Raw genomic sequence first — 12,478 nt, forward strand, 5'->3', positions numbered from 1 at the left:
GGATCAAAATGTCAAGAAAATTTACGCAAAAGGCAGAAAAAGTATTTATGCTTGCTGAGGCGATTGCCAAACGTATGGGCCATAAGGTTATAGGGACGGAGCATATTCTTCTGGCTTTGATTGAAGAAGGAGAAGGAGTCGCTGCGAAGGCGCTAACCGGGGTCGGATTGGACCCGGACAAGGTAAGCGCAAAGATTACCCAGATCATTGGCTTAGGAACCCCTATTAGCGGAGAGGTCGGATTGTCGCCGCGAGTGAAGCGCGTGATTCAGCTTGCCACCGAAGAGGCTCAACGCCAGGGGGTCAATTATATTGGAACCGAACATATTCTGCTTGGCCTGATCATTGAGGGAGAAGGAATTGCTGCGAGAGTCCTGGCGGATCTTAAGATCAGTCCGGAAAAAATATGGGAACAGGTTGTAGAGCTCCTGGGAGGGGAAACCGAAGGTACATCAATGCCTGGAAGTGGTGCCGCGAATAACGGCAAACCCGGACAGACAGGCGGAACGCCGACTTTAAACGAGTTCGGACGGGACTTGACGGTCATGGCTGCTGAAGGGAAGCTTGACCCTGTCGTTGGCCGGGGAAATGAAATCGAAAGAGTCATTCAGGTGCTGAGCCGCCGGACGAAGAACAACCCTGTATTGATTGGAGAACCCGGGGTTGGAAAAACGGCTATTGCTGAGGGTCTAGCCCAAAGAATTGTCAACAACCAAGTACCGGAGATCCTTGTCGATAAACGGGTTGTGACACTTGATCTTTCTTCGATGGTCGCGGGGACAAAATATCGCGGTGAATTTGAAGAGAGAATGAAAAAAGTCATGGAAGAAATCCGGCTGGCGGGCAACGTGATTGTCTTCATCGACGAACTCCATACGCTGATCGGAGCGGGGGCTGCCGAAGGAGCTATTGACGCAGCCAATATTCTGAAACCCGCCCTAGCTAGAGGAGAAATGCAGTGTATCGGAGCAACGACACTCGATGAATACCGTAAGCATATTGAACGTGATCCGGCCTTGGAAAGGCGTTTTCAACCAATTAAGGTAGGAGAGCCTACGGTTGAGGAAACGGTGGCTATTCTAAAGGGTTTAAGGGACAGGTATGAAGCGCATCATAGGGTGAAGATATCCGACGAGGCAATTGATGCGGCAGCACGCTTGTCTGACAGGTATATCTCCGACAGATTTTTACCCGATAAAGCCATTGATTTAATTGATGAGGCTGCATCCAGGGTCCGTATCCACAGTTTTACAGCACCGCCGGATTTGAAAGATCTGGAGGAAAAAATCGAAAATCTCAAGAAAGAAAAAGAAGCAGCCGTAAAAAGACAGGAATTTGAAAAGGCCGCTGAAATCAGAGACGAGGAGCAAAAGAAACGCGAAAAGCTCAGCGAGATCCGTAAGAACTGGGAAGAAAATAGAGAAAAAGAGCTAATTGGCGTGGGGCCGGAGGATATCTCCAGAATCGTATCGAGCTGGACGGGGATTCCGGTGAATAAACTGGAAGAGGGAGAAAGCTCCAGACTTTTGAAGCTGGAATCCCTTCTACATGAGAGCGTGATCGGACAGGATGAGGCAGTCACGGCTGTTGCCCGTTCGATCAGACGGGCTAGGGCAGGACTTAAAGACCCAAAGCGGCCCATTGGTTCCTTTATTTTTCTCGGACCCACAGGAGTCGGGAAAACCCAGCTGGCGCGGTCCTTGGCTGAATCTTTGTTCGGGGATGAAAGTTCACTGATCAGAATTGATATGTCCGAATATATGGAAAAGCATGCCGTATCCAGGATGGTAGGTTCTCCTCCGGGATATGTCGGACATGATGAAGGGGGACAGCTGACTGAGGCAGTACGCAGGAAACCGTACAGTGTCATTTTATTTGACGAGATAGAGAAGGCCCACCCTGAAGTATTTAATATTCTGCTTCAGGTATTGGAAGACGGCAGGCTCACTGACTCCAAAGGAAGGCTTGTAGATTTTCGCAATTGTGTACTAATCATGACGTCTAACGTTGGGGCCTCTTTCCTCAAAAAAGAATCTCTGGGTTTTGTCTCTGGAAGAAACGAAGAAAGTGAATACAAGTCCATGAGTTCGCGGGTCATGGAGGAACTGAAGAAAACCTTCCGTCCGGAATTTCTGAACAGAGTGGATGAAATGGTGGTATTCCATCAACTTCAGCAAGCCGATCTTGTGAAGATTACAAGAATCCTGGTTAAGGACGTCAGCAAACGTCTGAAAGAACAGGATCTCGAGTTGGTTCTGGATGATGAAGTTCTGGAGCATCTGGCAGAGGAGGGTAAAGATCCGACCTATGGTGCGCGTCCTCTAAGAAGGGCCATTCAAAAACTGATTGAGGATCCCCTCTCAGAAAAGATCCTCGAAGGAACTTATAAAGCAGGCGATACGATCAAGGTCGAACTTTCCGACAAAGAAGTGGTTTTTGTGAAACCAGCAGCCGCAAAGAAAACAGGCAAAAAGAGATAGGGGGAAGGATTCTTGGCAGGTCCGAAGACAAAGTTCTATTGCCGGGAATGCGGGCAGGAAAGCGCGAGATGGCTCGGAAGGTGTCCCGGATGCGGTGAATGGAATACGCTGATTGAGGAACGCGTAGAAAAATCCAAACCTACAGAAAGCAGAGGGATCGTTCAGGCGATCCCTCTGACTGAAATCCAAACGGTGGAAGGACACAGACTTGATACCGGAAGTCCAGAACTTAACCGGGTTTTTGGGGGAGGGGTTGTCGAAGGATCCTTTGTTCTTTTAAGCGGAGAGCCCGGAATCGGCAAATCCACGCTGTTTCTGCAAATGGCAGAATATCTTTCCCGGAAGGAAAATGTGCTTTATGTGTCGGGAGAGGAATCTGCCCGGCAAATCAAACTCAGGGCTGACAGAATGGGACTTTCTTCTTCCCGGGTACATATACTTGCCGATAATTCTTTGGAAGCAGTACGTTCGGAGGTACTGGATAAAGGTTATAAAGTCGTTTTTATTGATTCAATTCAGACGATGCTGCTCGAAGACGTCCAGTCTGCACCCGGAAGCGTCAGCCAGGTCAGGGAAGGGGCTTCTTTCTTGCTGAAACTGGCCAAAGAAAATGAGATTACGGTTCTCCTGGCTGGCCATATTACAAAAGAGGGTGCGATTGCCGGGCCCAGGGTTCTGGAGCACATGGTTGATACAGTCCTGTATTTTGAAGGAGATCAGCACCATATCTTCCGTCTGCTGCGGGCGGTCAAAAACCGTTTTGGTCCGGCCAACGAAATTGGGGTATTTGAGATGAGGGGCTGCGGTCTAGCTGATGTGACAAATCCCTCCATGTTTTTTATGGGTGATCATACACAGGTATCCGCTGGTTCCGGGGTGGCTGTCGTGATGGAAGGAACAAGGCCGCTCTTAGTGGAGATCCAGGCTTTAGTAACATCGTCCATCTTTACGCCGCCGAGAAGAACCGTAAACGGGATGGATTACCACCGCCTGCTGATGCTTCTGGCAGTTCTGGACAAACGGGCCGGATACGCTTTTGGCGCCCGGGATGTTTTTGTCAATATTGCCGGGGGTCTCGATGTGGATGAGCCGGCAGCAGATCTTGCTGTCATCGCCGCTGTGATGTCGGGAATTAAAGATCAGCCGCTTGGAAATATCGCGTTAATCGGGGAACTTGGCCTGACCGGAGAAATTAGAGGAGTTTCTCATATCGAGCAGCGGATCAGAGAAGCGGAGAAATTTGGTTTTCGAAATTGCCTGGTACCAGAAGTCAATGCAAGCAGTATAGAGAAGACCGATTGCCGGATCATTCCGGTTAAGAACATTGAGGAAGCACTGGATTTTCTTTTTTAGATGATGATACCAAAATAAAAAAGGATGTCAAAAGACATCCTCGGCAGTCATTCCAAGGCATCACTGATATGTAAACTCATTTGGTAACTGATAACAAATATACGAAATGATAAAAATATCTCTGCATCCTTTAATCTTCTTTTAAGCTCAGCTATCTAAAATTAAAAACAGTAAGTGTTTTAAGTCTGCGTTCTTCTTTTTCCAAGATTTCGTTCACGGACAAGCCCAGAATATTGGCAAGAGCTGAGATGTAAAAAAGCTGATTTCCCAGTTCGATTTCGACAACTTCACGGCAGTTGGAACAAAGGTCTCCTTCCAGATGACTGTTCAGGAGAAATTTAAGATCTGATAGGGTAGCATTTTCTGGAATTGGGCTCTTGTGGGCATCCACTGAGACACAGCCGCAAGAAGTCACAGCCTTCGTTATAGCCCTGTTTACCCGGGAAGAAGCCTCTTGTCCTTTTGATAAAATATCCAAGATGCTTTGGTGCCGAATGAGCATAGCATCAACCGTTTCTTGAAAATCATTATTGATTGGACTCATAGAACATACACTTCCTTTCTGCCAGTTTCATTATAGACAGCATCTGAAGCTGTTGTCAATTTCATCAAATCGGGAAATATTTCTTGAATTAAGATATATTGAAATAATTTGTCGTTTGCTTTGAAAGAGAAATACAACCTGATATAATGATGAGATACAGGGGAAAATACCGCTAAACAATTTCATAGGGGACAGATCAGGAAAATTTCAGGCTCCTGGTATAAACAGAATTGTTTTTAGCCAAAATATAGAAAAAGGGAGGTGAATTTGATGCTTAGCAAAATTGTTCGCGGCATCATTACGCTGCTGTTTGGAGCAGCAGGAATTTACGTAGATTACTTGATATTAAAGGTTGTCGATATTCGTCAGCTTAGCCAGACATTAGGTTTTGAGATTCACTTATACTGGACTTATATTATTATTTTTACTGTGTTATCTGCTTTTGGTTTCTTTCTCGCCCCTGTATGTATGAAAGTCTTTATTGGCCTTGTCAAATGGCTGGAAAGCAAACTTACCCGCATGCCGATTCACGATCTAGTCGGAGGTTCACTTGGGGGTATTGTCGGTTTGCTGATTGCCCGTCTGATTTGCATTACTTTTGTGGATATTCCGTTTCTCGGTCCGATTCTGTCGGTCATTGTCAGCTTGTTACTTGGCTACGTCGGCCTGATTATTGGGATCAATCGCAAGGATGATATTCTTGGATTTTTCAACTTTTTACCCAAGCTGAAAGGGGAACGTGCTGAAAAAGAAAAGAATAAGGATAAAGGGCACGGGAAGCAGCCTGCTGCAGGCTATAAAGTGCTTGATACCAGTGTGATTATTGACGGCAGAATAGCGGATATTGTTAAAACGAGTTTTTTAGATGGGGTTCTTCTCATTCCTGGTTTTGTTCTGGAAGAGCTCAGACATATTGCCGATTCTTCAGACGCCCTCAAAAGAAACCGGGGTCGGAGAGGGCTTGATATCTTGAACCAGATTTCTAAGGAATCGGTCATCAAGGTTGAGATCTACGAAGGTGATTTTGAAGACATCGCTGAAGTGGATAGTAAGCTTGTCAAACTGGCGAATATTCTAGACGCGCCGATATTGACCAATGATTATAACCTGAACAAAGTGGCCGAGCTTCAGGGGATAAAAGTCTTAAATATCAATGAATTGGCCAATGCTGTAAAACCAGTCGTCCTTCCGGGCGAAGAGATGTATATTCAGATTATGAAGGAAGGAAAAGAGGCTGGACAGGGTGTAGCTTATCTAGACGATGGAACGATGGTTGTCGTTGACGGAGGACGCAGGTACATTGGGCAACAGACCACCGTACTGGTTACGACTGTTCTGCAAACGGCTGCAGGTAGGATGATCTTTGCTAAACCCAAAGGGATGCAGGAAAAATCATCTGAGGAGTTTTCCCATGAGTTTAATGCGTTCGGCTAATATCGCTGCTATCGTACCTGCCGCCGGGCGGGGAAAAAGGATGGGGGGTCAAGGCAACAAGCTTCTGCTTGAACTTGCCGGGACCCCTATCCTTGTTTTTACTCTTAAAACACTGGAATTTTGTCCGCTGATTAAAGAGATCATTATTCCTGCGGCAGGGATAGATATTTTGGCAATTAAAAAGTTGGTGGAAAAATACAGCCTAAAAAAGGTGACAGCAGTGGTTGAGGGAGGTGCCGAAAGGCAGGACTCCGTTTACCGGGCGCTTCAGTCCTTAAGTCCTGAGGTGGACAGCGTGATCGTCCATGACGGTGCCAGACCCTTATTAACACTGGATGATCTGAACCGTTTTCTTGAAGAAACGGCAGACCTTGAAGCGGCTGTCATGGCTGTACCTTTGAAAGATACTGTAAAAAAGGTGGATGCTCAGGGCCGAGTTATGGAAACACCCCCACGGGAACAGCTCCGGGGGATTCAGACACCGCAGATTTTTAACCGGAACCTTTTAGAAAAAGTACACAAACTTGCCTTTGAACAGCAGTACCTGGCCACGGACGATGCTTCTCTGTTTGAGTGGCAGGGTTTACCGGTCAGGGTTGTTAAAGGCAATTACGAGAATATCAAAGTGACCACGCCTGAAGATATACTTTGGGCCGAGTCCATCCTGTGCAGAAGAAGAGAGGTGCCTCCAATGAAGATAGGACTGGGCTACGATGTCCATGCACTGATTGAGGGACGGACGTTAATTCTGGGCGGAGTAGAAATTCCTCATGAGAAAGGACTTTTGGGGCATTCTGATGCAGATGTCCTGACGCATGCTGTAATGGATGCGATTCTCGGGGCTTGTGCGCTTGGTGATATTGGTAAACATTTTCCCGACAGCGATGCCCGGTACAAAGGCATTTCCAGTCTGGCACTGCTGGCTGAAGTTGTAAAGCTTGCGCAAGGCGAAGGCTATAGGCTTGGGAATCTGGATAGTATTATTGTCGCTCAGAAACCGAAAGTGCTGCCTTATATCGCGCAGATGAGAAAGAATCTGGCAGAGATTCTGAACGCAAGTCCGGACTGTATATCGATCAAGGCAACGACAACGGAATGCCTGGGCTTCGAGGGCAGAGAAGAAGGAATCAGTTCGCAGGCAATTGTTTGTCTTTTACCCGTATGACCTGATATAATATTAAACGCAATTATTCCTAATAGGATCTTTAATAGGATCTTTAATAGCTTTAATACCTGCTGAAGACAAGCAGTACGAAGTAGAAATGAGGTTATGTCGATTATGACGGTGAAAGTAAGGTTTGCTCCAAGCCCGACCGGGCCCCTGCATATCGGAGGAGCAAGGTCAGCTCTTTTTAATTATTTGTTTGCAGCAGGCAAAGGTGGGACCTTTGTCTTTAGGATAGAGGATACCGACCTGGAACGGTCGAGCCGCGAATCAGAGCAGGATATCATGAAAGCGCTACACTGGCTGGGGATCACCTGGGATGAGGGGATAGACGCCGGCGGAGATTCCGGCCCTTACAGGCAGACGGAAAGGCTCGGTACATACCGTGAATACACGGATAAGCTTCTTCAAAGCGGACATGCTTACCTGTGCTACTGTTCGGAAGAAGAACTGGAGCAGGAACGTCAGGAGCTGAGTTCCCGTGGGGAGACCCCGCGCTATCTCGGAAAATGCCGGACGCTGACCACAGAACAACGCCAGGCTTATGAAATGGAAGGACGGAAGCCCGTTGTCCGCTTCCGAGTGCCGGAAGGTCAGGATATTGTGATCAATGACTCGGTCAGAGGAAAAGTCGTTTTCGAAAGTGATGGAATCGGGGATTATATCATTGTCAAATCAGATGGAATCCCAACCTACAACTATGCCGTGGTCATCGACGATGTCCTGATGGGCATTACGCATGTTGTCAGAGGCGAAGAACATCTATCGAATACGCCGCGTCAGGTCCTAATTTATGAGGCTCTTGGAATGAAAGCGCCCGATTTTGCCCATATCTCCTTGATTTTGAATACGGAAGGGCGGAAGATGAGCAAACGGGACGGGGATACTGCTGTCATGGATTATTTCCATAAAGGGTATCTGCCGGAGGCCGTCGTGAACTTTATTGCGCTTTTAGGCTGGTCGCCCTCCGGTGAGCAGGAGTTCTTTACGATCGAAGAACTCAAGAAAGAATTTTCATTGGAGAAAGTATCAAAGAGCCCGGCAGTTTTTGATTTGAATAAGCTGAACTATATTAATGCGCATTACCTGAAACAGACTGCTTCGGCAGACCTTGTTCGGCTGGTGCTGCCGTTTTTGAGAGAAAAAGGACTTTTTCCGAATGAACTTTCTTCGGCCGAACAGCAGTGGGTGACCGGCTTTATTGATGCCGTCAAGGAAAAAATCAACTGCTTAAGTGAGGTTAAGTCCTATATTCATTATTTTATTGGAACAGAAATTGATGTGCTGCCGGAGGAAGCTGAAGCGATTATGAAGGCGGATACCGTACCGGCAGTATTGCAGCTTTTTGCAGCTAAGGTCCGGGAAACCGCCTTGCTCGACGCGCCAGCAGCCAAGAACATTTTAAAAGAGATTACCAAAGAACTTAACCTGAAAGGCAAGGACGTGTTTATGCCAGTCAGGATTGCACTTACGGGGCAGATGCATGGCCCTGATCTCGACCGGATCATGGAGCTTCTAGGCAAAGAAAACATTTACGGGAGATTGGAGAAGACGTCTGTTTATCCGAAGTAAGTACAAGGAGGAAATCGTGATGGCGATCAGACTGTATAATACACTTACGCGTCGCAAAGAAGAGTTTGTGCCGAGGGAACTGGGAAAGGCTTCAATGTACGCCTGCGGCCCAACGACGTATAATTATTTTCATTTGGGAAATGCCCGGATGCTGGTGGTTTTCGATATGGTCAGGCGCTACCTGATCCATAAAGGATTTGTCGTCACGTATGTCCAAAATTTCACCGACGTTGATGATAAAATCATTAACCGCGCCGCTGAAGAAGGTTGTGACCCGATAGCACTAGCCGGTAAATATATTAATGAGTACTTTACGGATGCCAAGGCTTTGAATATTCTTCCTGCCGATATTCATCCGAAAGCCACGGAACATATCCCGGAGATGATTGATATTATCCGCAGGCTGGAGGAAAAGGGCTTAGCCTATCATATTGACGGAGATGTTTATTTTGCTGTGGACAAATTCCCGGGATACGGTAAGCTGTCCGGCCGGACCCTTGAAGATATGCAGGCCGGGGCGCGTGTAGAGGTGGATGACAAGAAGCATAACCCGATGGATTTTGCACTATGGAAAAAAGCCAAAGCGGGTGAACCTTTCTGGGAAAGTCCTTGGGGTAAAGGAAGGCCCGGCTGGCATATTGAATGTTCAGCGATGTCCTTGAAATACCTCGGTCCTGGGTTTGATATTCATGGGGGCGGAGGCGACCTGGTTTTTCCGCATCATGAGAATGAAATTGCGCAGTCCGAAGGCTGTCTGGAGGGCCAACAGTTTGCTCGGTACTGGATGCATAATGCGTTTATTACTATTAATCAGGAGAAAATGTCCAAATCGCTGGGGAATTTCTTTCTGGTCAGAGATGTTACCGAAAAATTCCCGGGAGATGTTATCCGTTTTTATCTGCTCGGAACACACTACCGCAGTCCGCTGGATTTTGATGATGAGAAGCTAGTCATGGCCTCTAAAGGATTGGACCGTCTGAAAAACAGCGTGCGTCTGGCCAAAGAGGCGTTGGGCAAAGCACTGGGTAAAGAGGGTAGGTCGTTCGGTATGATTACTGGAAACCCGGATCTGAAGGCGGACAATGAAATGGCTGGGGTCTGCCTGGAAGCTAGGAATGCTTTCGAACAGGCTATGGACGATGATTTTAATTCGGCCCAGGCTTATGCAGCTTTATTCGAGTTGGCCAAAGGAATTAATACGTATCTTGCCAAAGGTTCTATAGAGACTGAATCTTTAGCTGAAGCAGCACGGACTTTGATCGAGCTGGCTGGGATACTTGGATTTGATCTGGAGGTTGAGGCCGAAGCCTCACAGGAGGATTCCGGAAAATTGGCCCAGGTCATGGAGCTTGTGATGGAGATCAGAGCCAATGCCCGTAAGAACAAAGACTGGACGACTGCGGATCTCATCAGGGACAGGATTAAAGACATCGGGATTGTGATTGAAGATACCCCCGAGGGTGCCCGTTGGTATTTGAAATAGTTAAGGGATGATAACATTTGCCTAAGCATAACGAACCTGAACAGGATAACGACATGCCGGATATTTGGTCGGTACAAATCAATAAGCGGTGGCAGGATATTAATATCCTGCTGCTCGCCTATATAGGTGACGCCGTTTACGAATTATGGGTGCGCAAGCATCTTCTGGAGCAGGACATTGCCAAGGTACAACTCATGCATAAGCGGGCTATTTTCTATGTACAGGCCAAAACGCAAGCAGGTATTTTGAGGCATCTCATGAACGAACTGGATGAAACGGAGACGGAGGTTGTTCTGAGGGGGCGTAATGCGAAGGGCCACTATCCGCGCAGTATTGATGTTGTCACCTACAGGCATTCTACAGCCTTCGAAGCACTTATCGGCTACTGGCATATTACTGGCCAAAATACGCGGATGAGCGCGGTTCTAAACAGCATAGACGGGATTCTTGAGACAATGGCGACAGAAAATAACAAGAAAACAGAAAGAGACACTTTACCCGAAGAAACTGGAAAACGGGGGGAGTCAGAGCATGAAGATCACGAATTTTGAACATACCGGACTGGACCGGGTTGCAGACTGGATTAAACGAAATCATTTAAGCGGAATATCCGGCACGGAACTAAAGAAAATTTTGAAAACAGCCAATATATTCTTTGTTGCCGAAGGCATCAATCGGGTTCAGAGTATGTTGCTCTGTGAGCTGAAAGCATCCTATGTCCAACAAAGTCAAAGATATGTGGCATTTGATCAGGACGCGTTTGCTTTTCCCGACCTGCCGCCTGAAGATTGCCACAGAGCCTGGGAACTTGGGCAGCAGGCATTAGATCTGTATACCAGAATGTGTGCACTGAAGGAAGGCGGATTTAAAGGGAGACCTAAGCCCGAGCATTACCTTTACGCGATTCCGATCGAAGATGCCCGCTATATCCTGCCGCTTGCGGCAAAGACGAATCTATCCGTTTCGATGTCCGGAGATAAACTGTGGGAGTTCTTTCTTTTATTCAATGACAGGAGATATGAAGGGATATTCGACACTTTGAAAAATGAGCTGGAAGCTTTTCTTCCAGTTGAATTACGCGCACTGTTCCCCTGTGGCTATGACAGTACGGAGGAATCAGCAATCATTGAAGACTTCTATCGGACAGATTTGGCGAGGATCAATCCCGAAGATGATCTCATCTTAATGTCCGGTTATCAGGAACCGGACATTAAGGCTGGCCTGGGCGCTCTGACCAGCACCCAAAGCAGGGCGTCTTCCGAAGTTTTACTATCCTGGGGGGAAGAAGCTCCGGTCAAGGCGAAAGAAATTGTCCGGAGGGTACTTGGTTACGGGCATGAAAGCATTGCCGAACAGTCCCGGACCACTTTTGGGATGATGTGTTCCCTGGTGACGTATCACCAGCAGATCCGTCACCGTCTGCCGGAAATGTTCCGGGAAGATTTCAGTAACCTTTTCAGCGACATGAAAAGACCAGTAATTATTCCGGATAGCATTTGTAATTCCCCATTTTTGGAGGAGTTCTTGGATCTAACGGAAGCCTATCGGACATTTTCCAGGGAGATTTATCAAAAATTTGGGTTGGGTAAAGCTATGCCATTTATTCTGAACTGCCAGCTTATAAAAATGATCATGTCCACGAATGCAAGGATAGACAATCAGATGCTCTCGGAAAGGACCTGTATGAATGCCCAGTGGGAAATCAGAAAGCTCGCTGTCAAGAAACTGAAAATCCTCAGAGAATTATCCGATGTACTCTATGAAAAAGCGCTGCCGCCCTGTCTGGTCAGCAAATGCCATGAAGGGAAGATGACGTGCGGCAGACAGCAGGAAGTAAGAGAGCTGTTTGATTTCAGGAAATAATAACAGTTGTGTACTGCTACAGGAGTCTGTTATCTGCAGATTATTTACCCGCGCGGCGTCGGGAAAAATGTTGGACGGGGGTTACGGATGAAAGCGGTTGTTTCGGTAGATCAAAACTGGGGTATCGGTTATAAAGGAAACCTGTTGCTGAAAATCCCGCAAGATATGAAGTTTTTTAAGCAGATGACTGTCGGCAAGGTTGTGGTCATGGGCAGAGGAACCTATGAATCATTGCCAGGAAAAGAACCCTTGAAGGACAGAACCAATATCGTCTTGAGTACAAACAGGGATTTCCGGGATAATAGAGTTATTAGCTGTCACTCTCTGGATGACCTGCTTCAGGAGTTAAAAAAATACCCTTCGGACGATATCTGTGTGATCGGCGGAGAATCGCTTTTTCAGCTGCTCATGCCCTATTTGGATGAACTGTATGTGACAAAAATCAGGCACACATTCCCTGCGGATAGGCATTTTAGAAATGTCGACGAAGATGACAACTGGAGAGTTGAGTCCGAAGGTGAATTGCATACTTATAATGACATTCAGTACAGTGTTGTAAAATATGTAAGAAAGTGATTGTCGTT

10 protein-coding genes are annotated in these 12,478 nt (G+C 46.9%); 9 read left to right on the forward strand and 1 reads right to left on the reverse strand.

From position 1 onward, the window contains the following. Nucleotides 1-8 precede the first annotated feature (8 nt). Entirely contained in the window at nt 9-2,480 is a 2,472-nt protein-coding gene (locus A7K50_RS05515) for an ATP-dependent Clp protease ATP-binding subunit (protein WP_119774961.1), read from the forward strand. Between the two features lie 12 nt (nt 2,481-2,492). Further along, a complete protein-coding gene (radA, locus tag A7K50_RS05520) occupies nt 2,493-3,833 on the forward strand; it encodes a DNA repair protein RadA (RefSeq protein ID WP_119774962.1) in 1,341 nt (446 codons plus the stop codon). 151 nt (nt 3,834-3,984) lie between these two features. On the opposite strand, the gene A7K50_RS05525 is transcribed toward radA, so the two are convergent. Further along, nucleotides 3,985-4,377 (reverse strand): DUF1573 domain-containing protein, encoded by a 393-nt coding sequence (locus tag A7K50_RS05525; protein WP_083916720.1) that lies wholly within the window; start codon nt 4,375-4,377, stop codon nt 3,985-3,987. A 270-nt stretch (nt 4,378-4,647) separates the two neighbouring features. Here A7K50_RS05525 and A7K50_RS05530 point away from each other — a divergent pair, with 270 nt between their 5' ends. The 7 genes from A7K50_RS05530 (at nt 4,648) to A7K50_RS05560 (ending at nt 12,470) form a co-directional block, all read left to right on the forward strand. After that, nucleotides 4,648-5,811 (forward strand): PIN/TRAM domain-containing protein, encoded by a 1,164-nt coding sequence (locus tag A7K50_RS05530; protein ID WP_119774963.1) that lies wholly within the window; start codon nt 4,648-4,650, stop codon nt 5,809-5,811. After that, entirely contained in the window at nt 5,789-6,976 is a 1,188-nt protein-coding gene (ispD, locus tag A7K50_RS14470) for a 2-C-methyl-D-erythritol 4-phosphate cytidylyltransferase (protein WP_119774964.1), read from the forward strand. Before A7K50_RS05530 ends, ispD begins: the two co-directional genes overlap by 23 nt. 114 nt (nt 6,977-7,090) lie before the next feature. Next, nucleotides 7,091-8,548: a glutamate--tRNA ligase gene (gltX, locus tag A7K50_RS05540; protein WP_119774965.1), complete on the forward strand. Its 1,458-nt coding sequence runs from the start codon at nt 7,091-7,093 to the stop codon at nt 8,546-8,548. 19 nt (nt 8,549-8,567) lie between these two features. Then, nucleotides 8,568-10,031 carry a cysteine--tRNA ligase gene (gene cysS, locus A7K50_RS05545; RefSeq protein WP_119774966.1) on the forward strand — a complete coding sequence of 488 codons (1,464 nt, stop codon included), beginning with the start codon at nt 8,568-8,570 and terminating at the stop codon, nt 10,029-10,031. A gap of 17 nt (nt 10,032-10,048) precedes the next feature. Next, entirely contained in the window at nt 10,049-10,582 is a 534-nt protein-coding gene (locus tag A7K50_RS05550; protein ID WP_119774967.1) for a ribonuclease III domain-containing protein, read from the forward strand. Continuing rightward, nucleotides 10,563-11,894 (forward strand): FAD-dependent thymidylate synthase, encoded by a 1,332-nt coding sequence (locus A7K50_RS05555; protein ID WP_119774968.1) that lies wholly within the window; start codon nt 10,563-10,565, stop codon nt 11,892-11,894. Before A7K50_RS05550 ends, A7K50_RS05555 begins: the two co-directional genes overlap by 20 nt. An 87-nt stretch (nt 11,895-11,981) precedes the next feature. Then, nucleotides 11,982-12,470, forward strand: a complete 489-nt coding sequence (locus A7K50_RS05560) for a dihydrofolate reductase (protein ID WP_119775057.1) — start codon at nt 11,982-11,984, stop codon at nt 12,468-12,470. The last annotated feature ends 8 nt before the right edge of the window (nt 12,471-12,478 follow it).

It is taken from the genome of Dehalobacter sp. MCB1 (genome assembly GCF_003590275.1).
In the GTDB taxonomy this organism is placed as follows: Bacteria; Bacillota; Desulfitobacteriia; order Desulfitobacteriales; family Syntrophobotulaceae; genus Dehalobacter.